Origin of the sequence: Paenibacillus sp. FSL H7-0918 (assembly GCF_038007025.1) — a bacterium.
GTDB lineage: Bacteria > Bacillota > Bacilli > Paenibacillales > Paenibacillaceae > Paenibacillus_AQ > Paenibacillus_AQ odorifer.
The window spans coordinates 1,012,049-1,035,293 of record NZ_JBBOWJ010000002.1 but is presented as its reverse complement, the minus strand read 5'-3'; the positions used below and the strand labels follow the sequence as shown (position 1 = coordinate 1,035,293).

Below are 23,245 nucleotides of genomic sequence, written 5' to 3'. Positions count from 1 at the left end.
AAGGGGGAATATATAATGAAGAAGAAACACTCCGCAGTTGCTCTATCAGCAGTAATGGCAATGAGTTTAGCTCTAACGGCATGTGGTGGTAATAATAACGCTTCTAGTAACTCACAAAATGGAAGCGCTGGCACAAATTCAGGTGAAGTGAAGACCGTTAAGATCTTCCAATTCAAAACTGAAATCGTAGAAGGCCTCAATGAGCTTAAGGTTGAATTCGAAAAAGAATACCCTAACATCAAGCTGGATATCCAAACAGTTGGTGGTGGTGCGGACTACGCAGCAGCATTGAAAACTAAATTCGCTTCCGGCGATGCGCCTGATATTTTCTCCAATGGTGGATATGCAGAAATGGAACTTTGGGGAGACAAGATGGAAGATCTGTCCGACCAACCTTGGGTAAAAGATCTGATTCCTATGGCTGCAGAGCCTATGACTAAAGATGGCAAAGTATACGGTATGGCAATGAACCTTGAGGGTATCGGTATTGTGTATAACAAGGACTTGTTCGCTAAAGCGGGAATCACTGAAACTCCAAAAACATTGTCACAGCTTGAAGAAGCAGCCAAAAAGCTGCAAGCTATCGATGTAACTCCTTTTGGTAATGCATATCAGGAATGGTGGCTGCTAGGTAACCAAGGGATCAGCGTAGCCTTTGCACAACAAGATAATGTAGATGAATTCATCAAAGGTTTGAATGAAGGAACTGGTACAATTGTAGGCAATAAAACGTTTGAAGAGTGGAGCAAGTATCTCAAACTGACTTTACAATACGGACAAAAGAATCCTTTGACCACAGATGCTAACACTCACCTGGCAATGTTCGCAAAAGGCGAAACTGCAATGATGCAAGAAGGTAACTGGGCACAAACTCTTGTTGATAACATCACTCCTGATATGAACATTGGCATGTTCCCTATGCCAATCAATGAAGATGCTGAGAAGAATGACAAAATGACTGTTGGTATCCCTGCGAACCTTGTAGTCAACAAAGAATCCGGTTCTAAAGAAGAAGCAAAAACGTTCTTGAACTGGTTGGTAACTTCCGATATGGGTAAAGAGTACATCGTTAAAAAATGGAAATTCATCCCTGCTTTGTCCACAATCGAAGCAACACCTGAAGACATCGGTATGCTTGGAGCAGACGTATGGAACTATGTAAAAGAAAACAAAGTTTATGGCCTGCAATCCTCTAAATTCCCTGATGGTGTAACGCAAGAATTTGCCAGCGTGATTCAACAGTTCATTGCTGACAAGGTTGACGTTAACGGTTGGATGACTGGTATGCAAGCTGCATGGGACAAGCTTAAAAAATAAGTAAAGCACATTATAGAGAAGATTTAATGGATATTAGTGGTTAACAGAAGCGCTCTCCGTATACCTCATCAATTTGAGACGGGGAGCGCTTTTTTTGGGAAACAGGGCTGATTATCAAGGGATGGGGAGAAGCGCCAATGAAACGATATGATCATGTTCAGATGGGTGTGGACTATTACCCGGAGCATTGGGATGAATCCATGTGGGAACCAGATATCAAGTTGATGAAAGAAACAGGTGTTAAAGTAGTCCGGGTTGCTGAGTTCGCATGGAGCCGACTGGAGCCAACTGAGGGGAATTACCAGTTTGAGTGGCTGGACCGTGCGCTGGACCTTTTTCATCAATATGATCTGCAGGTTGTGATGGGTACGCCAACAGCTACACCGCCAAGATGGTTAACGACGAAATTTCCGGATGTGCTTCCGGTGTTTGCTAATGGAGAGATTTTTCACCCGGGGGTACGTGGACACCGCTGCTATAACAGCACATCGCTGCGTGAGTATGGCAGCCGTATTATTCTGCGTCTTGCCGAACGTTACAGTGAACACCCGGCCGTCATAGGCTGGCAGACTGATAATGAATTTGGCATGTTGGATTGTCATTGTGACGCTTGTAATACTGCTTTTCGAGCATGGGTACAAGCTAAATACGGAACACTGGCTGAGGTCAATGCAGAATGGGGAACCGTTGTTTGGAGCGGGGAGTACAGCGATTGGAATGAGCTTACCGTGCCGTTGGGCGGATCACCTCATCAGAATCCATCTTTTCTGCTGGACTTTCAGCGGTTTCAGTGGGATTCGGTGGTAGCGTTTCAGACAGCGCAGATCAATATTTTGCGTATGATTTGTCCAGAGCATTTCATAACCCATAACTTTCACAGCTATCCGCAGCGTCTCGATATGTACGCAGTGGGTGCAGATCTGGACGTGGCTGCGTTTGATTATTATCCGAATACTTCGCCAACCAAACAAGAGACAACGCCTTATAGCGGAGCACTTTCATTGGACGTAACCCGTGGCATCAAACGCCAAAACTTCTGGATCATGGAGCAGCTGAGTGGATCTCCGGGTTGTTGGATGCCGATGTGGCGAACCCCTTATCCGGGACTGATTCGTGCCTATGCATGGCAGGCGATTGCTAGAGGTGCGGATACTGTTGTTCATTTTCGCTGGAGAAGTGCAACTTCAGGAGCAGAACAATTCTGGCACGGGCTGATTGATCACAGCAATGTTCCCGGACGCAGATTAGCGGAGTTCACGCAGCTATGTCATGAGGTTAATGGGCTGAGCGGCAAGCTCCAAGGAACGATGCTGAAAAACGAAGTGGCTATCCTCCATTCTCATGAAGAGAAGGCTGCGCTGGATATTCAGCCGCAGGCAGAGGGCTTTGATTATTATGAGAACATTAAGCAGATTCACCGGGCGGTGACCAAGCTTGGCATGGGCTGCGATGTTATCGACCTCAGACAACCGCTTGATGGATACAAAGTAGTAATCGCTCCGAATTTATATTTGCTGGATGAGGAGATCGTACGTAATCTGGAGGATTTTGCCCTCGCTGGCGGGACCTTGCTGATCACCAACCGTAGTGGCGTCAAAAATATAAACAACATCGCAGTCATGCAACCGCTGCCTGGGCAGCTGAGCTATTGTACCGGCGTTGAAGTGCTGGAGTATGATCCGATTGGCGTTGAAACACATGTCATCGTGGATGCGGAGGGTAACCCATATGAATGTACGCAGTGGTGCGACATCCTCCGACCTGTAGTGGCCCAGCCAATTGCCTGGTATGGTGATGATTTCTATCGCGGCACACCCGCTGTTACTGTTAATTCCTTCGGCAAAGGTCAGGTTTATTACTTTGGAACCCATGCGGAAGAGCAATACTGGTCAGTTCTATTGGAGAACCTGGCTAAGGAAAAAGGGTTGTTATACTATGAAGGATTGCCAAACGGAGTACATGCCTCCGTGCGGACTGGAGATCAGGGAAGCTTCTTGTTCCTGCTTAATCTGAGCCGCGAGTCGGTGATCGTTCCGTTGCCACGAGAATACAGCAGCCTGCTGGATAATAAGATTCGATCGGGAGAGCTCCAGCTCGAGCCGTATGGTGTTGAGGTGCTGGAGATTTGAGTGGTTTTGAGTAAAGAGATTTTGGAGTGGGTTTGGGAGTGTGGCAGGAGAGGGGAAAGTGGAGTGGGAAATGTGTGGAGTAGGGTGAAGTGAAGGTTGGTGAAGATGGAGTGGGGGATGTGTGGAGTAGGGTGAAGTGAGGTTGGTGAAGATGGAGTGAGGGATGTGTGGAGTAGGGTGAAGTGAAGGTTGGTGAAGATGGAGTGAGGGATGTGTGGAGTAGGAATAGTGAAGTAAGTGGAAGTGTGGAGTAAAAAATGAGTGGAGTAGGGCATGCAGAAACTTCAACAGAAGCACAACAGAAAATAGTTGCACTTCGTACACTTATTTGAAGTGTTGGAGTATTTAATTGGTTTTAGTTGCACTTTGTGCAGCTGAAAATTGGCTTATCCCGCTGCAAGGCCATATTCCGAGAATATAGTTGCACAGAATACACTTATATGGATAATTTCTGCCGTGCAGGCTATTTTAAGTGTACAAAGTGCAATTATTTCGTCTGACTTACTCATACTGACTGAAGAGAGCTGCACCCCAACATAGCAGATTTTCACAAGGACTCCACCATGTGCAGATCTGCACGATCCATCTCACAGGTGCCGTACACTCGCAGCCAAATGCACCCAGCCACCGTACCGTACCGCACCGACTTCACCGTACCCCCCAATTCTACACAATAGTAGCGCATACCATACTCTTACTACGTTCTAGCCGCATATTCCCAGCGAGCAATTTCTCCACAGCAGGCGGGGCATGTTTAATGCAGGCGTCTAAATTGCTCCGGCGTAGTCCCGGATTGCTTGCGAAATGTGGCTACATAATGGCTGACATCGCGGAAGCCGACTAGCTGGGAGATAGCTTTTACCGTAAGATCGGGTTGGCTTACGAGCATTTCTTTGCTTTTCCGGATGCGTAAACGTACGAAATAGGCATAAGGCGAGAGTCCGAAAGTTTGGACGAATAGGTTGTTAAGATAGCGCCCAGATACGCCTAGTTCATCGGCTAGATCGTTCAGTCCAAGATCAGGATCGCCATAATGGCTGTCCATCCATTTTAGCAGTGGCTGCAGCTTATCTACATTGCGGGAAATCGCCGTATTATTTTGAAGCTGGCCATATTTACTCAAAGTAAGCAAAAAACGATAAGCATCTGTTGAGGCGCCGAGACCAAACATATCCTGATAGGCATCATGACGATCCAGCATTTCCTTCAGCAAATTGGGGAGAGGCGCTTCATTTTCCCAACGGTAAAAAGAATTACTATTCATCCCAAGGGTCTCCAAAATAGAGTGTGCCGAATCGCCACCAAACGTTAGATAATAGGTACCCCAGTTTTTAGTGGAAGCCTCATAACGATGGGGTGTATAAGGAAGTAGTAATACGCCGCTGCCTTCGGGCAGGGAAAAGGTTTTATTGTCAAAATGGATGATCCCTTCACCTTCTGAGGTTTGAAGCCAATGATACGTGTCATAACCATCGGGGCGGGATACTTTTTCCTGATCATGATTGTGCCCCATACTGTCTAAAGTGATTGGCAAGTGCTGTCCACCTTCATGGACGAATACGATCCTGCGATGCATGATTTCGGACAATGTTATCCTCTCCTGTTAGTTCTATATTCTTATATGTATGAGATATTATTTTATATTTAAAGGGCAACCTTAACCATTTACAATAGATATATAATTATACTATAAAGGGTGTGCGAAGTGTGATTAACGATAAATTACCTAAAATTTGGTACGGTGGAGACTACAATCCGGAGCAATGGGATGCGCCAGTATGGGCTGAGGATGAACGGATGTTCAAGCTGGCGGGAATTGATGTTGCCACAATTAATGTGTTTTCCTGGGCTTTAATCCAACCTTCCGAAGATACTTATGATTTCTCCTCATTGGATGAATTAATGGATAGACTATATAAAAATGGAACTTATGTATGTCTAGCTACAGGAACAGGAGCACATCCAGCTTGGATGGCTCATCGTTATCCTGAAGTGACCCGTGTCGATGTGCAGGGCAGAAAACGTAAGTTCGGCGGACGTCATAACTCCAATCCGAACAGTTCAGTTTACCGCAAGTATGCAGCGAAGCTGGCTGGTAAGCTGGCAGAACGCTACAAGGATCATCCGGCACTGGTAGCTTGGCATATTTCTAATGAATATGGTGGCTATGATTATTCCGAACAGTCCGCTGCTGCCTTCCGTGTCTGGTTGAAGGAGCGTTATGGTTCGCTGGATGCTTTGAACAAGGCTTGGAATACACGCTTTTGGGGACATACGTTTTATGATTGGGAAGAAATTGTGGTGCCAAATGAGCTGAGTGAAGAATGGAACGGTAACCGTACTAACTTCCAAGGAATCTCGTTGGACTATCGCCGTTTTATGTCTTATAGCTTGCTCGAATGTTACAAAATCGAATACGAAGCGATCAAAGAACACAGCACCAACGTACCTGTTACAACGAACCTGATGGGCTTTTATCCGGAGCTGGATTATTTTGAGTGGGCCAAGCATATGGATGTAATTTCTTGGGACAACTATCCTTCACTGGACACACCGGTCAGCTTTACAGCAATGACACATGATCTTATGCGTGGATTAAAAAATGGCCAACCGTTCATGCTGATGGAGCAAACACCGAGCCAGCAGAACTGGCAACCGTACAACTCTTTGAAACGTCCAGGCGTTATGCGTCTATGGAGTTACCAGGCTGTAGCGCGTGGTGCAGATACTGTGTTGTTCTTCCAACTGCGTCGTTCGATAGGGGCTTGTGAAAAGTATCATGGAGCGGTAATTGAGCATGTGGGTCATGAACACACACGGGTATTCCGTGAATGTGCTGAGCTGGGTAAAGAGCTCGAGCAGCTTGGAGATCAACTACTGGATGCGCGCAGTGCAGCTAAGGTAGGGATCATCTACGATTGGGAAAATCGTTGGGCGCTTGATCTCTCAAGCGGTCCGTCGGTTGCCTTGGATTACGTGAATGAAGTCCACAAATATTATGATGCGCTGTATCAGCAAAATATCGAAGCCGACATGATCGGGGTCGAAGAGAACCTGTCCAAGTATGAAATTGTTATCGCACCCGTAATGTACATGGTCAAGCCAGGTTTTGCAGAGAAGGTTGAAGCTTTTGTAAAAGCGGGCGGCACATTCATTACAACTTATTTCAGCGGTATTGTTAATGAGAACGACCTCGTGACGGTTGGAGGTTATCCAGGCGAATTGCGTAAAGTGCTTGGAATTTGGGCAGAGGAAATCGATGCATTACTGCCAGGTATGAGCAATGAACTCGTGCTGGATAAAACGTGGGGTAGCTTGAGTGGTTCTTATAAATGTGATCTGCTCTGCGATCTGATCCATGCCGAAGGGGCAGAAGTTTTGGCAGAGTACGGTTCTGATTTCTATAAAGGAATGCCTGCATTGACTGTGAATAAATTTGGCGAAGGTAAAGCTTATTATGTGGCGACTAGCCCAGAAGCTGGATTCCTACAAGGATTCTTTGCGAATCTATGTGCCGAAAAGAACATTCAGCCGCTGGTAACTGCACCGGAAGGTATCGAATCTGTTCAACGTGTGAAGGATGGCGTATCTTACTTGTTCTTACTGAACCACACTGCCGGGGATTTAAGCGCGGATATTGGGGCAGCTGAGCGTACTGATCTACTGACAGGTAATGTAATCAGTGGTTCAGCAGTTGTACCGGGTCGTGGAGTATTGATTTTGTCGGACAAAAAATAGTTGAGTCTCGTCTAACCTATATAAATTTGAAATCCCCACTACAAAACGCTTTTTGAAGCTGATCGTAGGTGGGGATTTTTTTCTGTTATTTTTTGGTAGTTCAGTCGCTGCTCTTTTTGCCTTCAGCCATCCCCATTGGGTTTCCGCTGCTTAAGGTAATGCTCTCCGCCACAGTGGAATCTGATTTAAGTGTATATTGGATAATGTCATCAGCTTTCAGGTCAGCTAAGCTGATCGTGTTCTCCTGACGCGTGCCATTGTCGAAGGTAACCGTTACAATTTTGGTATCAGCATCAATTGTAATATCTGTGGTTTCCTCGGAGAAGGTTTGCTGCATCCCGCCGCCCTGTGGTCCACCACCTTGTCCACCGCCGTCAGGGGCTCCGCCTTCCGGTATTCCCCCCTCTGGAGGTGTACCGTTTTCTGAGCCTTGATCACCTTCGGGTCTTTCCGGTGGAGTACCAGCCTGGCCGTTCTGCATATCGGCTCCAGCCGTATCTCCAGTGCCTTGTGCGGGCGGGGAAGGCATTTCTGACGTATAGATTGTAATTGTGTTGTCGCTAATACTCTTAATCTTGCCGAAGTTCATGGACATGCCGGGTCTGCCGTTTTGTTGATTGCCGTTTCCTTGAGATTGCTGTGCCTCAGTGTTATCTGCGGGTGTTGTGCTCGCTTGGTTATTAGTAACAGCTGTTCCTTCGGACTCCGAATTGGTGCTGCAGCCAGCCAATAGTAGAGAAGCGAGTAGACTTCCTGAGATCATAATCGTTATTAATTTCTTCATTTATTTTCTCTCCTTAATAGTTTTAGATTGATTAGGAGAAATATATCAGACGGTTCTGAAAGGTTGCTTAAGATCAGCTGAAAGTTTGCCTAAAGAAATAGATCATGTAAATGCTATATAATAATCATATAAGTGGGATAAAACTCTACAAAGGTAAGTCATGGTAAGAGATAACCAACGTTCAGGAAAGAGGCAGTACATGAAGAATTTACTCGTAACAGGCTACCGTGCGCATGAGCTCGGTATTTTTGACAATAAGCATCCGGGAATTCCTTATATCAAAAAGGCGCTGTCTAACAGATTAAAGCCGCTAATTGAAGAAGGCGTCGAATGGATTATTACCCCCGGCCAGTATGGTGTCGATCTTTGGGCTTGTGAGGTGGTATGTGAACTCAAGACTCAATATCCTGAATTGAAATTGGGGATCATTACGGCGCATACTGGACAGGAAGAGAAGTGGAAGGAAGAGAAGCAGGAGGAATACCGACGTATTATTGCGGGTGCGGACTTTTGCAGGGCGGTCAGTAATGCCCCTTATGACGGCAGCTGGCAGTTCAGGGCCAGAGATGACTTGTTGTTCCGCAAAAGTGACGGGATATTGCTCTTTTATGATGAGGATGCGGCGGAAGGCAGCCCGAAGTTTTTTAAAGAACGAGCGCTGAAGCTGCATGCAGAGGGGGACTACGAGCTGTTTCTTATTCATTCTGATGAGATTCAAAATATTGCCGATGAAGAAAATCAGCGAGATTATGAATAAAGCTACGAACGAAGACATCGCGAAATAAAAAAGCCCGAATCGGCATTGGGAAATCACCGTTACGGGCTTTAGTTTCTATTTGAACGAGAGGCGGAGAATAGGATGAGTGAGGTCAATCAAGCAGATATTTGTTATGTTATTTTGCTTAGCCCGACGAATCAAGACCGTAGAGACATGGAGATTATTCGTGGTCATGTTAAGCATTTACAAGAGCTGGACCGTAAAGGACAATTAGTGCTGTGTGGTCCCTTTAGTGATTGTCCTGGCGGTATGGTTATTGTAAGAGCGAACTCACGCGAAGAAGCCGTTCTCCTTGCCGAAAAAGATCCTTACGTGCTGTCTGGCATTCGTAGCTATGAAGTGCGTACATGGAGTCTGTCCCATGAGGGAAACAGGCATTTAGGTATTGTTCCACTCCAGGAATAGGTTTAATCAAATGAAGCTTTTTAGCGAAGGTGCTTTTCGCACTTTGTAATGCTCCTCATAGGCATAGGCTAGCTTGATAAGCGTAGGCTCCTGATAAGCTTTTGCTGAGAAGGTTACACCAAAGGGAGCGCCGGCCGAAGTGTATCCAGAAGGAACGACGATGGACGGATATCCTGCTCTGGAAGTAATTCTGGCGCCAAAATCGGCAGGGAACAGCAGGGCATCCAGATTGTATTCTTTCATAGTGGCATCGATCCCTTCTTCCTTGCACAGCTTCAGGTCAGTCGCACGATGGCGTAAATATTGAGCTTCGCTTTGTGTGCCGGAGGAGGTATATTCCGCATCTATTAATGTAGCTTGACCAAATCTCAAAGTCTCCACAGGGTGTGCATGATTAAAATCAATAATATCCTTCAAGGTTCGCATAGGTGCTCCGGGGCCCAAATGAGACAAATAAGCATTCAGTGCTGTTTTGAATTCGTTTAATACCACCGAAGAGTAACTAATTTCCCGGGCGGTCTTAATATCCGCAGGATCAATGATGGTCGCTCCAAGCTCTCTCATCCTGTCGACGGAAGCGTTGAACAAAGCAAGCTGCTCATCTGTGAGCTCCTCAAAATAATAATCACGTGGTATCCCAATTCGAGCGCCCTGCAAACCATTCGGATCAAGGAATACAGTATAATCCTCGTGGATTCTACCTGTATTTGTTCCCATAGCTGCATCGCGTTGATCCTTGCCCAGCATGGCGTTTAGCAGTAACACGGCATCATGAACGGTTCTAGCCATAGGGCCTGCGGTGTCTTGTGTATTGGAGAGCGGCAGGATTCCTGAACGGCTGAGCAGCCCCACGGTTGGCTTAATGCCGATGATGGAGCCCAAATTACCGGGATTAAGAATCGATCCCGAAGTTTCTGTGCCAACAGAGACCGTACAGAAATTACAAGCGACAGCTACTGCTGAACCCGCACTAGAGCCGCCGGTTGGCGTAGAAATATTGTAGGGGTTAAGGACTTGCCCGCCGCGGGAGCTGTAACCGGAGGGCATGCCGTTCGTCATAAAATTGGCGAATTCGGTCATATTGGCTTTACCCATAATAATGGCGCCGGCTTCACGCAGCTTGGTAACTATAAACGCATCTTCCCCGGCAAAAGAATTCGCCAAAGCCAGCGAACCCGCACTTGTATGCATTTTGTCCCCAGTATTGATATTATCTTTCAATAACACAGGTATCCCGTGCAGGGGGCCGCGTGGGCCATTAATTGCCCGTTCCACATCCAGAGATTCTGCGATAAACAACGCATCAGGATTAATCTCCAGTACAGAGTTAATCGTCAGGCCGTTTTTGTCGTGATCAGCAATGCGTTCATAATACATGAGAACTAGTTGTTTTGACGTAATTTCTCCGGCTTCTAATGCGGCTTGGATGTCCGGTATGGTGGCCTCTACGATTTCAAAACTCATATGCGTTCACGCTTCTTTCCCTCTAGGATATGGCTTCTCCTTCATCTAACCATAATTTGGGTGTCGTTGGTAGTTTTCTTTTTAGACTTACATTTTGATTGGCCATTTGATATATTCAGGTGTGCATTGTAATTTTTTTATTTTTCTAGATTAGGAGCTAAATTAAGAACATGAAAAACCACAACTTTGCTTCAAAAATTATCACTTTTTTTGTGGTGATGATAAGTTTTGCTGTTTTATCTTCAAGTCAAGCCTTTGCGGAAGACAGTGATCTCAAATGTTATTTGGACGGTAAGCAATTACATTTTAATGTAAGTCCTATACTGAAAGATGGAGTTACATACGTACCTATGCGGGCGATCTTTGAAGCTTTAGGCGCAACTATTAAATGGGATAATCATACGAAGTCGGTCTCAGCGGTTAAAGGGGATATTAACATTTTTTATCTGGTCAAGGAAGGAAGAGTAATTGTAAACGCCAAAGAGCATGAGCAAGTCTTAAAAGGTATCAATTTTCAAAATAATACACTCGTCCCTTTAAGATTTATTAGCGAAGTGTTGGGTAGTAGTGTCACTTGGGATGAAGGTACAAAATCTATTTACATAACCTCACCAGTTGCCGAGGAGAAGATTATTGCCCCGGTCAACAGAACAATTTCAGTAGGAAGCCAAGAGCAATCAAAATCGTTATCAGATGAGAGAAACAGGTTTGTTATAAACGTAAAGCACTACGGAATTAAAAATAATCAGTTGTATAGCTTGCTCGAATTTTCTAACATGGATAATAAAGACATCTCAATAAATTTTAAGTCTGGTGATCAAAAAATCATAAAGACATTCTCAAAGGAAAAGGACCCCATGCCGACTCTGAAAATTGAAAATTGTACGGAAGTAACCCATAAAGTAGTTATCGATAATATTGGCGGGAATATATATAAAATCCCTGAATTTTCAGTTAATCAGGCATGTGTCAGTTCCAACCAATCCCAACAAGATGCGCTTGATGTATGGCGGAACGACAATTCCGGCCTCTCGGAATTAGGCAGTAACCTCGTATCTGTCCGTAAATATATTCAAGATCAGACGGGTGGGCTGCAAAACTTTGTGATCCCAGCCAATAAAGCTGAACAGCTGATCTTGGTCGCCCCAGTTGGAGGGAAGGATAGGTTGGTTGTGGAGGGCGGTTATTTTGTAGGAGGTCTATCAAATAAGACTATAGAATTCCAACTAGATTATGAAGTGGTTTCCGAGCTCGATTTGGGTATTTATAGTTACATATATACGGAACCTGTATATTAAGGATCGTTTTATTAGAAAAGAGGTGTCCGAACGGCCAAAATAAATGGCTGCTCAGACACCTCTTTTGTTGTGAGTGTGTAGATTAAAGTCTGACAATTACTCCTGCGCTGCTGTAAATCCCTCTTCCGCTAAATATTCTTTAGCTTCCTCAAGCGTTTCAAACGCCATCTCCAGATTGAGGTCGGCATAGACATACCATAAATCATCCTCAAGCTTTAGGGTTAGGGTTTGGCCCTCATCATTAGTCCAGAGTGTATCGGCAGTTGCCGCAGCCTTTTTCTTTCTTTTGCTGGCTACAGGAGCATCAGGAATGTAAATAGACAGTGAGGTGATGGAGGCATCCAGCAAACTGCGCAGCTCGGATTCCGAGTAGTCGCGAATATTCACGAAGCCCTTATCATCTGTCTCGTAGCCCCGCAGTAAGCCTGCGAACACATAGCCATTACCATTTGGATGCAGGTGAAAAGCCACGGTTTTCTTATCATGCTGGCTTTCCTCGTAGTGATAGTTCACGCGCCCAAGGGATACATTTTTGCGTTCCAGCTGGGGATAAGAGTCGAGAATCGCTAATTTTTGTTCAAAAGTAAGCATATACAGCCTCCGGTTTTCGGTGTGATTGTGCACATGATTATACCATGTCGCTGGATCGTAGACTATTTTTTAATCATCAAGCGGCAGAGACAGCACGAAGGTGCAGCCTTTGTCTGAGTGCTCCTCAAGCACGAGGCTTCCGTTCATAGATTCGGCCAGCAGACGGCTGAAGGTTAGGCCGAGTCCCAGACCACGCAGTGTGCTCTGCTTATCGCTGCCCCGGAAGAAGGCTTCGAAGACATGCTCACTATGATTGGATGAGATGCCAAGCCCGTTATCTTGAACACGGATTTCGGCAAAGCCATGACCTTGCTGCTCCAGCAGGTCTATCGTAAGCTGCACCTTTCGATCCGGAGCTTTGGCTTGTACGCTGTTATTAAGTAGATTGACGATAATCTGCTGGATACGAAGGGAGTCCCCACGCAAAAATAAGGGATTAATCGGCATATGAAGCACGGGTTCAGCAACATCTTCCGCCTGTGTCAGTTTCCATTGATATACGATTTCTGATAGTAGTGGTACGGCATCCAGTCGGTCGTGACGAACAGAAACCATTCCTGCAGTCAGGGCATTGTAATCCAGAAGGTCGGCTACCATTCGCTGCAACCGTCCAGCCTCCAGCAGGGCAATATCCAGAAATTCCGCAGCTTCATCACCTTCAACGACCCCTTCGCGTACAGCATGCACCAAGCCTTTAATAGAAGTTACGGGTGTTTTCAGCTCATGGGAGACTCCGGCCAGCATTACGGCTCGAGACTGCTCAAATTGCTGTAATTTGCCTGCCATCTCTTCAAAAGACATCATCAGCTCATGAATTTCCCGCTCTTTAGCATCCTTATCTAGAACGATATCATAACGGCCATGGCTGATTTGAGCCGCAGCCTCGACTACCTTCTGAATGGGTTTTGCCAGTTTACGAGATAAGAGGTAAATGGTTAGCCAACTTAAGATGATTAGAAACAGCAGCAGTATGGAGAAAAATATGATCTCCTCCTGTGGAATATGCCGCAGCGATTTTTTGGATTGCAGGACAATAACCTGTCCCAGTGTTTTGTCATCCGAATTTATGGGAGCCACAGCAGCCTTAAACTCAGGACTGCGGGAGTCGTTCAGGCTATCATTTAGCTTATATCTCATTTCCTTGTCAGTTAGAGGTGGCAGGGAGAATAGCATTTGACCTTGTTGATCAGTAATGATCACGCACATCTCTATGGTTAACTTGAAAAACCGCTTCCGGTCTTCGATCAGTTTTTCGAGATTATGGCTGATTTCAATGGAGCCTTCCATATTTAAGCTGCGATCTGCAATCTCCTGTGCCAAAAGCCCCGCAGTCTGCAGACGATTGCTCATAGCCTCCTGACGGATCCACCATAATGTAGCTAAAGCTGTGAGGAGCAGGCCTACACTAATAATGAGCAGATAACGTATCGTCCAGTAAGAAAGGATAGAGGTACGTTTGGCGTTGTTTCTCTTTAAGTTGTCCATAATTGATATCCCGTCCCCCTTAGGGTACGGATTTCCCCCTCACTAGTAGGCCAGTGCGACAACGCTTGGCGTAGTCTTTTGATCGACAAATCTACCGCCCGGTCGCTTCCTTCATAATCCATTTCCCATACAAATTCTATTAATTGCTCACGCGTACAAATCTGATTAGGTCTTTCAGCGAGAAATAACAGCACTGACATATCCCGAGGACTAAGACTCAGCTCAGCCCCATTTAAAAAGACAGCACGTGCTGTGAAGTCGATAAACAAACTGCCATAATGCCGTTTACGGCTGCCATCAGACCACTGCGAGGGACGGCGTAAGACAGCGTTCACGCGTGCTACCACCTCCTCGGGAATAAAAGGTTTAGACATATAATCATCCGCACCACCGTCGAGGCCGGCTAGCCGGTCATTGATCCCATCTCTTGCCGTTAGCATGATCACAGGGCAGCTGCTTTTTTCACGGATGAGCTTAAGCAGTTCAAAGCCGTCCATGTTTGGCAGCATGATGTCTAGTAATACTAATGAAGGAGGAGATATAGCAAAAGACTCCAGCGCAGCGCGTCCATCGGCTACACGGGTGACTTGAAAGCCTGCTTTTTTCAGATAAGCACTGAGGACCCTAGAGATGGCTTCTTCATCTTCTACAACAAGAATGGATTTCGTCAAATTGGAGTACCTCCAGTCCATAAAATTTACGACAAGTTTAACACATCATAGCCCGTTCTGCTCTGACTTCTTCCCGACATATTGCTTTGTTAGAATGAGGGACGAGCTTGAAAGCATACAGAAATTATGAATATTGGAGGGAACAGGATGAAGAGAAAAAGAATAGCCTTGATCGCTGCAGGAGTTATTATCGTAGGAGTAGTCACAGGTTATACATTACTGGATAAATCGCTGGGCAATAATGTAGAGATCGAGTCCGTGATTCCAAATCAAGCAACCACAGCAGATGCTGGAGAGACAACAAATAACACTGGAGCATCAGCAGGGGTGGCGGTCACAGCCGAACAATTAAACGGGGATTGGACCCTTGCGGAAACCTCTAAAGTCTATTGGTCAGTGACGACCTCTAAAGAAACAGTAAACTTCGTAGACAACAAAGTTCAGGGTACCTGGAAGGTAAATATAGAGGATTCTACTTCGATGGCCGGGGAAGGGACAGTGGATATGAGCGCTCTGGATTCTGGCAATAGCCAACGGGACGAGCATGTAAAAGGAGAGGATTTTCTATCCGTTACGGAATTTCCACAATCCACGTTTGTAGTGAAGTCATTTTCGGAGCTGCCGGCAGAATGGACTGAAGGAGCAACTGTGCCTGTTGAAATGCAGGGGACGCTTACCGTAAAAGGAGTAGAAAAGGACGTCACCTTTCAGTCGCAAGCGGCGTATAGCGGGGGACAGTTGATGCTGTCGGGAACGACAACAGTGGCCTTTTCTGACTTTGGTCTAAGCAATCCCCACACCGTTGTACTGGATACAGAAAATAATCTTGAGGTTCGTTTGGAGCTTGTGCTGACAAAATAGTAGCTCTTTCGTAAGGATAACGCTGCTGTGAAATTTATAGAGAGACTGTACTGAAGAGATTTTCCCAGGCCGTGTTGGCGTTTGGGAGAGTCTCTTTGGTTTGGAATGAATTGTATGTTTTAATAGTAGTATCTGTCGAATAACTAGCAATAGTGGAGGTGTTCTTTGTGATCAAGGTGGCGGCAGCAATTATACATAATGAAGAAGGGCAGATTCTTATTGCCCGGCGGCGGCAAGGTAAATCGCAGGCAGGTCTGTGGGAATTTCCTGGTGGCAAAATAGAGCAGGATGAGAGCATCGCAGAGTGTCTGCAAAGAGAGCTTCAGGAAGAGATGGGGATCACAATCCTTCCCTATGAGAGCTTTGGCATGAACGAGCATCACTATGGAGAGATAAAGATCCAATTGATTGCTTGGAAAGCGCGGTATCAGGGAGGTGTAATTGATCTGGTGGATCACGACGAACATAGGTGGGTGCTTCCGGCTGAACTGGATCAGTTCATGTTTGCTCCGGCAGATCTTCCTTTTGTAGAACGTCTAGTGATGGAATCAAAGCCGGATTGAAGGGAGATATAATATAATATAGAAGAAAGGAAGAGCTTAAATGCCTGTATATGAAAAGCTAGTGCGTGACGGCATCCCCGATTTGATAGCTTCTCAAGGTAAAGATTTTAACACAAGGATATTAGAGTCCAAAGAATACATAACTGAACTACGCAAAAAATTGCAAGAAGAGTCGAAGGAATATTTACAGGCAGCAAGTGATGAAGAAGCTCTGGAGGAGCTTGCCGATATGCTGGAAGTAATTCAGGCTCTGGCGGAGACACACGGGAGCAATAGCGTGGAGCTGGAGAAGCAACGTGCAGAGAAAGCTAAACGTCGCGGTGGATTTAAGAAGGGGATATATCTGATTGAAGTGGAAGGAGAATAACGGGGAGATTATTTTTCCGCACAAGGAGGGTAAAACGTTGTTCAAAACCAAACTGACGATGATCTTAAGCAGTGTGGTGGCCTTGATTCCTGTAGCTATTTATTTATTCCTTTATTCCAAAATGCCGGATACCGTGCCGATTCATTATGATGGGAACATGGCTGATCGATTTGTAAGTAAAGCTAGTCTGGAGGTTATTTTGCAAAGCGGGCTGGGTTGTTTGGGATTCATAATCATGAAGCTTTTACAGTTCCTTTTGCAAAAAGCGTTTATTCAAAGCTCTAACGAGCACTCAGCGGCCTTGAGCAAGATCTGGAATATTGCTATTTTGGTGGTGACGGTGGTGTTTGCTGGCATCAGTTCCTATACATTCATTAGAATGGTCTGATAGAATTAAAGAGACTTAGCAGAAGGATTAGGAGGAACATGCAAATGAAAATGGACAACGCTTACAAGGTGAGATGGGGAATTATTAGCACAGGCTGGATTGCTCATCAATTTGTTACTGATTTGGCGCATGCCAGTAATGGTGTGGCTTATGCCGTTGGGTCAAGATCTCAGGAAAGTGCCGATGAATTTGCTAAAAATCATGGGATTCCGCATGCCTATGCAACCTATGAGGAATTGCTGAATGACCCGAATGTAGACGCGGTATATATTGGAACGCCGCATCCTTTTCACAAAGAAAATGCTTTAATGGCGCTGCGTGCAGGCAAAGCTGTCCTGTGTGAGAAACCTTTTACCGTAAACAGCGGTGAATTGGAAGAAGTTGTGGCCTATGCTAGAGCACATAAGCTATTCCTGATGGAGGCAATGTGGAGTCGCTACATCCCGGCGATTGTGAAGGTTAGAGAATGGATTGCTGAGGGTAGAATCGGTGATGTTCGTTTGGTGAAGGCAGACCTAGGGTTTCGTACCGACTGGAATCCGGAAGGCAGATTGCTGAATCCGCAGCTGGGCGGGGGTGCGCTGCTGGATGTGGGGATTTATCCGGTTTCTTTTGCCTCCATGGTGTTTGGACCTCATCCTGAGTCTATTTCCAGCACAGTGCACATAGGTGAGACTGGAGTGGACGAGCATTTCTCGATGCTGTTGTCATATGGTAACGGGAAAACCGCTTCGTTGAACGGTGGTATTCGTCTTAACATGTTGGAGGAAGCGCATGTGTTTGGCACAGAAGGCCGTATTATTGTAGAGGGTACATTAGTGAACCCGAAATCGGCTGCGCTTTATATAGGAGATGAGAAGGTAGAGAGCTTTGTGGACGACCGTGCTTCTATTGGATATTGTTTTGAAGCGGAGGAAGTAGGACGTTGTCTTCAGGCAGGGCTTACAGAGAGTCCGGTGATGACATTGGATGAATCGTTAGCGATTCTGAAACTGCTGGATCAAGTGCGTGCACAGTGGGGACTTAAATACCCTGGAGAGTAATTAAAATATAAATTAAACACCCCTCGGTGCAGTGCTACACAAGTAGCTCCGAGGGGTGTTGTTATATTAACTAAGCTGCGCTAGTTCTGATTATTGGCGTTTTTGCCTGCCTGGACCCAGCCGGCCACTTCAACGGTACGCTTCGCTTGATGAAAAACAGCGTCACGGATCCGATCCTGATCTTCGATCATTTTACCGTCTCCATCTACACTGACACTTGTTCCGTAAGGGTTGCCTCCCGCACCAAATGTGACTGGATCGGTATAACCGGGTGCTGCAACAATGGCTCCCCAGTGATACATCGACGTATAGAGTGCCAAAATCGTAGCTTCTTGTCCACCATGCGGGTTCTGTGCTGAGCTCATGGCGCTGACGACTTTGTTTACTGTTAGTCCTTTGCCCCAAATGCCACCGGTTGTATCAATGAACTGCTTCATCTGGGAAGCAATGTTACCGTAACGGGTTGGGGAACTGAAAATAATCGCATCCGCTTCGACTATATCGTCGGGTGTGGCAACTGGGATATCTTTTGTTTTCTCAGCTAGGGCTTTCATGGCTGGATTTGCTTGAATTTTGTCCTCGGGGACGAGTTCCTGCACCTTCAGCAGTTTTACCTCAGCTCCTGCTTTTTCTGCGCTTTCCGCGGCCCATTGTGCTAGCTGGTAGTTAGTTCCTGTGGCACTGTAGTAGATGACAGCTAATTTGATTTTTGGCATGCTGTAGTCATTCCCTTCGAGTGTAGTTCCATACTATTAATTGCCCTAATGGTGTCTTTATAACCCAGAATGAAATCAATCTATTCGAACTGGACAGACAGATGTCCACTTTGCCTGTGTATACTAAGTTCAAGCACAGGAAATGAGGGAGAATGGATGAATACTTATTTTGTAGAGAAAGCGAAAATGATCTTGGCGGGGGTTAGCATACACACAACTAATGAAGCAGAAATGGGACCTGATGGAGGTTTGTCGCAGTTGTGGGAAACTTATTTTCAGAGTAATATTGCGGGGCAGATAGCTACGGTAAATCCTGAGTATATCTATGCTTTGTATACGGATTATGAGAGTGATGCGAGCGGAGCGTATACCGTTGTGATCGGGCATGAAGTAGCTGAGGAGAGACATATAGAGGGAAGGCAGCTAGAGGAAGGCGAGCTAGAGGAAAACGAACCAGATGAAAGCGAACTAGAGGAAAGCAAGCTAGAGGAAAACGAGCTAGAGGAAAGCGAACTAGTGGAAAACCAGTTCACCTATGCGGCTGTACCGGAGAGCAAATACATGGTTTTTAAGACGAAAAAAGGTCCGGTATTTGAAGTAGTCGCGCAAGCGTGGGAGGAGATTTGGGCGTACTTTAAGGAGTCTGGGGAGGTAAGAACTTACACGGGGGATTTTGAGATTTATGATTCACGGAATTTTGACCCTGCTGACACGCAGGTTGAGATTTATATTGCGATTGAATAGATAGGGGAAGGATGGTTTTGTGTGCTTAGTGGGTTAAGTGCTTAAGCGGGAGATTTTTTAGGGAAAAGTGTTATAGGGAAGTGTTTAAAGGGAAGTATTTTATAGGGAAAAAGGGATTTAAGGGAGTTGCTTCTGACAGTAGTATCAAGCAGCTTGCGAGAGAAAGGGGGCTGCCGAGAGGTAGTCCCTATTTTTGCTGACGGCCAGGTACCGGGGAGAAGGGTTACTTGACGGTGGAAGAGAATTTAAACAGCTTAAAATTCTCGGGATGTGTTGTTAATCTTTGCTGAGGCTTGCATTTAGGCAGACGGGGGGAGACATAAGAAAAGCCCTAGAGTATATATACTTAACTAATGTGTCTGCGGAAAAATATACGGTAAAAATCCCGTAGATTTGCTGGATTGGGCAGAAATGGCGGGGATGTACGGTAAAAATCCCGTAGATTTGCTGGATTGGGCAGAAGTGGCGAGAATGAACGGTAAAAATCCCGTAGATTTGCTGGATTGGGCAGAAGTGGCGGGGATGTACGGTAAAAATACTCTACATCAGCTGCATAACGTCGAATTAGTCAGAAATAAGAGCAAAAGTGCCCTACATTAGCGGTATCGATCCCAAAGTAGCAAGAAAGAGAGGCAAAAGTGCTCTACCTTAGCCGTCCCAAGCCAAAGTAGCAAGAAACAAAGGCAAAAATGCCTTACATTTGCTCCACCGAGCCAAAGTAGCAAGAAAGAGAGGCAAAAGTGCTCTACATTAGCCGCACCAAGCCAAAGTAGCAAGAAAGAGAGGCAAAAGTGCTCTACATTAGCGGCAAACGCCGCTTGGACCTAGTCAAAGTTAGTTTGATGGAGGAGCTATTGGAGTGGGTATTGTTAATGGAGTTAATGCACTTTTGGAACTGATCCAGTTGGTGAAACTAACGGAGTTGATAGAGCTAATGTAACTATAGAAGTTAATGTAGTCGGCAAAGCTAGTTAGTTAAGCAAATGTGGTTGATGGAACTGAGATGATTGGTGAAGCTGTTGTAGTTCATGTAGTTCATGTAGTTCATGTAGTTCATGGAACTCATTGAGTCGGCGGATCCGATAGAGTTGAGTAGAGTGACCAATTAGCCAACACACAAATATACAGAAATGGAGAATGCCAAATGGGAAAACAATTTACCGCTATACTACCTGTACATGAAGAGTTTATTCTTCGGCAGCACCTATTTTTCGTAGGGTCAGCGCCGCTTTCAGAAGATGGGCATGTTAACCTTTCGCCGAAAGGACATGATTGTTTTCGGATATTGTCTCCTAATCAGGTGGCCTATCTAGACATGACTGGCAGCGGTAATGAGACGAGCGCGCATCTGCTGGAAAATGGAAGAGTGACGGTTATGTTTTGTGCGTTTGAGGGGCCGCCTAATATTTTAAGACTGTATGGAACAGGGGCTGTGATTTTGCCTGAATCAGGAGAATGGGAAACACTGTCCCCTTTGTTTACATCTCTGCCTGGAGCTAGACAGATCATTTTGATAGATGTTCATAAAGTACAGACTTCCTGCGGATTTTCAGTCCCATTCATGAGTTATGCGGGTGAGCGGGATACGTTGCAGCGTTGGTCTATCCAAAAGGGCGAGGCAGGCCTGAAAGAATATAGACAAGAGAAAAACACTAAGAGTATAGACGGGCTACCCACACCTCTTGGACAAAAAAACTGACCAGAGAGGGAGAGGATTTCCCATACTTATGGTCAGTAGAAGGAAGGCACAAACCATAGGGTTGCTTACTTAAGTCATTAAAAGTTGTCTACTTCGAATAGGGATGTACATCCAAGTCGTTCAAAGTTGTCTGCTTCGTATATGTACACCCAAGTCGCTATAGTTGCTTGACTACCATTATAAATGTTCACTAGGTGGATACAGTGTATGCTATAAACCATTACATTCGATCTCATTAGGCAAAGTATTAAGCTAATTGAACGCGACAAGTAATTCCTTAATCCGTAATCCTGTAATCCCGTAATCAAAAAAATGAAGGACATAAGGGTGACGATTCATTTGGCATCCCATTGGAGGGTTTTTTAGAGTGTCTTACCCTATTTAATAGTCTATTAAACTTATTGCTTTTACTGTTATTTCTATCATCGCATGCTCGTTTATTTAAACTTATAATGAAGGCGATGGGATGGGCTGCTTTTCCATCAATCATCGTTTACATTCTCATGTAGAAGTTATTTTACGTAGATTAATAAACGGACAAAGGAGATACAGCATGCTGCCATCACTCGCATTTCTTAAACGTCAATTAGAGGGGATTTTACGCAATAAATTTGCACAGGGGCATCAAACCTCGGGTTATTTAGCCAAGCTGGAACAGCTTCCCGCAAGCTATGATGCCTATCTGGAATTCGCTCATAGCTTGGTGGCCATTCCAATGAGGGACAATTGGCCTTACTATGAACCAAACGATTTACAAGAGATATGGCAGGAATGCGATCCGGCACGACCTTTAGGCCAGGTCGGCATCTTGAATCTTAAGGATAGCTCCAAGCGTGTGGAGGCGGGATTCCTCGCTTCAGTCTGTGGTTCAATGCTAGGCAAACCGATTGAGGTAAACCCCAGCTTGTCGGAATTGCGTAAAGCTTTAACTTCTGTAGGGGAATGGCCACTGAATGATTACATTTCTGATGAAGTTCTCCATGCTTTGGATCGTCGACATTGGTCTTGGTTTGAGACGACGCGGGGGCGAATTCGTTATGTGGCACCTGATGATGATATCAATTACACATTAATGGGAATGATGGCGTTAGAACAATTTGGCGATGGTTTTACGAAAAGAAATTTAAGAGATTTATGGATAAATCATCTTCCGATAAGTACTACTTGGGGGCCGGAGAGGACCATCTTGCTTCGATCGGGGATTAGCTATTTGGAGCATGATAGAGAACTATTCAATCATTCTGAAATAGAGGCTTGGCCCGACTTCATGGTGCAAGATACAGAACTATGCGGAGCAGCGATTCGCGCAGATGCTTACGGTTATGCCTGCCCCGGTCAACCCGCTCGTGCCGCTGAGCTAGCTTGGCGTGATGCAAGTTTTACACATCGCCGGACGGGGATCTACGCCACGATGTTCATCGCCGCTGCGATTGCAGTTGCGCAAGTGCTGCGCGATCCTATTAAAATAATAAGTACTGCACTGCAATTCGTACCTGGAAGGAGCCGATTCTATGAGATTACTCAGGATTGCCTGCAGAGGGTAGCGAATGCAGATAACTGGCTGGAAGCTTATCAGAGCATTAACCATAAGTATGCAAATTATAGTCACTGTCAGGTTTATCAGGAAATAGGTACCTTAATTAATACATTTCGATTTGCAGACAATGTCGGTGACGGGATATGCAAGCAGGTGATGCAAGGCAACGATACGGATAGTTTTGGAGCAACAGCAGGCTCTCTGCTCGGGGTTTATTTCGGTTCTGACAGCCTGGAAACAAGATGGCTTGAGCCTTTCCAAGACCGGATTCATACGGGATTATCTAATTTTCATGAGCAAAAGCTATCCCGTTTGGCTGAGCGGATGGGGCGTTTGCCAGAGCTGTTGCATACTCACCAACATCGAATTGAACCCAGCGAGCTCTATGTAAACGAGAACACCGATTTAAACCTTTGAATTTGATTTCATCAAAAAAATGGTTAAGATATCTGTTACTACGGTTCACAATTTTATTTCCTTGGAGTGTTTGTGGGACCTATATAGAAGTGCTTTAGAAATTAAAAGTGCCAATTGAGTAGCTGAGTAAAAGTCACCGTGCTTAATGCAATACGACATTATCCCGTAACAGGTTACTTTTTGATTTTTTTCATCTATCCATAGACTGCTAGTACATGGACAAAAAGACACCAACCCCCGGTTAGTGTCT

General features: G+C 45.4%; 22 protein-coding genes. 15 read left to right on the top strand and 7 right to left on the bottom strand.

Going from position 1 to position 23,245, the window contains the following annotated elements; all coding sequences use genetic code 11:
* The first annotated feature begins 15 nt into the window (after positions 1-15).
* Entirely contained in the window at positions 16-1,317 is a 1,302-nt protein-coding gene (locus MHI15_RS18575; protein ID WP_094902687.1) for an ABC transporter substrate-binding protein, read from the top strand.
* Between the two features lie 137 nt (positions 1,318-1,454).
* The gene (locus tag MHI15_RS18570; RefSeq protein ID WP_340916554.1) at positions 1,455-3,446 is read left to right on the top strand and encodes a beta-galactosidase; all 1,992 of its coding nucleotides are present in this window, start codon (positions 1,455-1,457) and stop codon (positions 3,444-3,446) included.
* 754 nt (positions 3,447-4,200) lie between these two features.
* Here the strand turns inward: MHI15_RS18570 and MHI15_RS18565 are convergent.
* Positions 4,201-5,034 (bottom strand): AraC family transcriptional regulator, encoded by an 834-nt coding sequence (locus MHI15_RS18565; protein ID WP_254848824.1) that lies wholly within the window; start codon positions 5,032-5,034, stop codon positions 4,201-4,203.
* 119 nt (positions 5,035-5,153) lie between these two features.
* Between MHI15_RS18565 and MHI15_RS18560 the strand changes: the two genes are divergently transcribed.
* Positions 5,154-7,184 (top strand): beta-galactosidase, encoded by a 2,031-nt coding sequence (locus MHI15_RS18560; protein WP_341164685.1) that lies wholly within the window; start codon positions 5,154-5,156, stop codon positions 7,182-7,184.
* 100 nt (positions 7,185-7,284) lie between these two features.
* Here the strand turns inward: MHI15_RS18560 and MHI15_RS18555 are convergent, their stop codons facing one another.
* Positions 7,285-7,968 carry a hypothetical protein gene (locus MHI15_RS18555; protein ID WP_341164684.1) on the bottom strand — a complete coding sequence of 228 codons (684 nt, stop codon included), beginning with the start codon at positions 7,966-7,968 and terminating at the stop codon, positions 7,285-7,287.
* A 199-nt stretch (positions 7,969-8,167) separates the two neighbouring features.
* Here MHI15_RS18555 and MHI15_RS18550 point away from each other — a divergent pair, with 199 nt between their 5' ends.
* Positions 8,168-8,725: a DUF1273 domain-containing protein gene (locus MHI15_RS18550; protein ID WP_036680784.1), complete on the top strand. Its 558-nt coding sequence runs from the start codon at positions 8,168-8,170 to the stop codon at positions 8,723-8,725.
* A 102-nt stretch (positions 8,726-8,827) separates the two neighbouring features.
* On the top strand, positions 8,828-9,151 hold the full coding sequence (locus MHI15_RS18545) for a YciI family protein (RefSeq protein ID WP_051491142.1): 324 nt from the start codon (positions 8,828-8,830) through the stop codon (positions 9,149-9,151).
* Positions 9,152-9,157: 6 nt separating this feature from the next.
* On the opposite strand, the gene MHI15_RS18540 is transcribed toward MHI15_RS18545, so the two are convergent.
* The gene (locus tag MHI15_RS18540) at positions 9,158-10,615 is read right to left on the bottom strand and encodes an amidase family protein (protein ID WP_341164683.1); all 1,458 of its coding nucleotides are present in this window, start codon (positions 10,613-10,615) and stop codon (positions 9,158-9,160) included.
* Between the two features lie 170 nt (positions 10,616-10,785).
* On the opposite strand from MHI15_RS18540, the gene MHI15_RS18535 reads away from it, so the two are divergent.
* Positions 10,786-11,913 carry a copper amine oxidase N-terminal domain-containing protein gene (locus tag MHI15_RS18535; RefSeq protein ID WP_341164682.1) on the top strand — a complete coding sequence of 376 codons (1,128 nt, stop codon included), beginning with the start codon at positions 10,786-10,788 and terminating at the stop codon, positions 11,911-11,913.
* Between the two features lie 96 nt (positions 11,914-12,009).
* Here MHI15_RS18535 and MHI15_RS18530 read toward each other — a convergent pair whose 3' ends face one another.
* The 3 genes from MHI15_RS18530 to MHI15_RS18520 all read right to left on the bottom strand — a co-directional run bounded on the left by MHI15_RS18530 (position 12,010) and on the right by MHI15_RS18520 (position 14,681).
* Positions 12,010-12,504 carry a hypothetical protein gene (locus MHI15_RS18530; protein WP_076099543.1) on the bottom strand — a complete coding sequence of 165 codons (495 nt, stop codon included), beginning with the start codon at positions 12,502-12,504 and terminating at the stop codon, positions 12,010-12,012.
* A 69-nt stretch (positions 12,505-12,573) separates the two neighbouring features.
* Entirely contained in the window at positions 12,574-13,989 is a 1,416-nt protein-coding gene (locus tag MHI15_RS18525; RefSeq protein ID WP_340977401.1) for a HAMP domain-containing sensor histidine kinase, read from the bottom strand.
* A complete protein-coding gene (locus tag MHI15_RS18520; protein WP_036680796.1) occupies positions 13,977-14,681 on the bottom strand; it encodes a response regulator transcription factor in 705 nt (234 codons plus the stop codon). Before MHI15_RS18520 ends, MHI15_RS18525 begins: the two co-directional genes overlap by 13 nt.
* Positions 14,682-14,807: 126 nt before the next feature.
* Between MHI15_RS18520 and MHI15_RS18515 the strand changes: the two genes are divergently transcribed.
* From MHI15_RS18515 to MHI15_RS18495, 5 genes are all read left to right on the top strand, one after another.
* A complete protein-coding gene (locus MHI15_RS18515; RefSeq protein WP_076129600.1) occupies positions 14,808-15,521 on the top strand; it encodes a YceI family protein in 714 nt (237 codons plus the stop codon).
* A 167-nt stretch (positions 15,522-15,688) separates the two neighbouring features.
* Positions 15,689-16,084 (top strand): 8-oxo-dGTP diphosphatase MutT, encoded by a 396-nt coding sequence (gene mutT / locus MHI15_RS18510; protein ID WP_076129599.1) that lies wholly within the window; start codon positions 15,689-15,691, stop codon positions 16,082-16,084.
* 40 nt (positions 16,085-16,124) lie between these two features.
* Positions 16,125-16,451, top strand: a complete 327-nt coding sequence (locus MHI15_RS18505; RefSeq protein ID WP_076129598.1) for a nucleoside triphosphate pyrophosphohydrolase — start codon at positions 16,125-16,127, stop codon at positions 16,449-16,451.
* A 37-nt stretch (positions 16,452-16,488) separates the two neighbouring features.
* Positions 16,489-16,839, top strand: coding sequence for a DUF1648 domain-containing protein (locus tag MHI15_RS18500; RefSeq protein ID WP_081387265.1), 351 nt, complete (start codon positions 16,489-16,491; stop codon positions 16,837-16,839).
* Between the two features lie 44 nt (positions 16,840-16,883).
* Positions 16,884-17,882, top strand: a complete 999-nt coding sequence (locus MHI15_RS18495) for a Gfo/Idh/MocA family protein (protein WP_438269054.1) — start codon at positions 16,884-16,886, stop codon at positions 17,880-17,882.
* A gap of 80 nt (positions 17,883-17,962) precedes the next feature.
* Here the strand turns inward: MHI15_RS18495 and wrbA are convergent, their stop codons facing one another.
* Entirely contained in the window at positions 17,963-18,598 is a 636-nt protein-coding gene (wrbA, locus tag MHI15_RS18490; RefSeq protein WP_076129597.1) for an NAD(P)H:quinone oxidoreductase type IV, read from the bottom strand.
* Positions 18,599-18,754: 156 nt separating this feature from the next.
* Here wrbA and MHI15_RS18485 point away from each other — a divergent pair, with 156 nt between their 5' ends.
* The 4 genes from MHI15_RS18485 to MHI15_RS18470 all read left to right on the top strand — a co-directional run bounded on the left by MHI15_RS18485 (position 18,755) and on the right by MHI15_RS18470 (position 22,995).
* A complete protein-coding gene (locus MHI15_RS18485; RefSeq protein ID WP_341164681.1) occupies positions 18,755-19,342 on the top strand; it encodes a GyrI-like domain-containing protein in 588 nt (195 codons plus the stop codon).
* Between the two features lie 393 nt (positions 19,343-19,735).
* Complete coding sequence (locus tag MHI15_RS18480; RefSeq protein WP_341164680.1) at positions 19,736-19,942, top strand: hypothetical protein; 207 nt, start codon at positions 19,736-19,738, stop codon at positions 19,940-19,942.
* A gap of 544 nt (positions 19,943-20,486) precedes the next feature.
* The gene (locus MHI15_RS18475; RefSeq protein WP_340033996.1) at positions 20,487-21,041 is read left to right on the top strand and encodes a pyridoxamine 5'-phosphate oxidase family protein; all 555 of its coding nucleotides are present in this window, start codon (positions 20,487-20,489) and stop codon (positions 21,039-21,041) included.
* Positions 21,042-21,594: 553 nt separating this feature from the next.
* Positions 21,595-22,995 carry an ADP-ribosylglycohydrolase family protein gene (locus MHI15_RS18470; protein WP_341164679.1) on the top strand — a complete coding sequence of 467 codons (1,401 nt, stop codon included), beginning with the start codon at positions 21,595-21,597 and terminating at the stop codon, positions 22,993-22,995.
* Positions 22,996-23,245 lie beyond the last annotated feature (250 nt).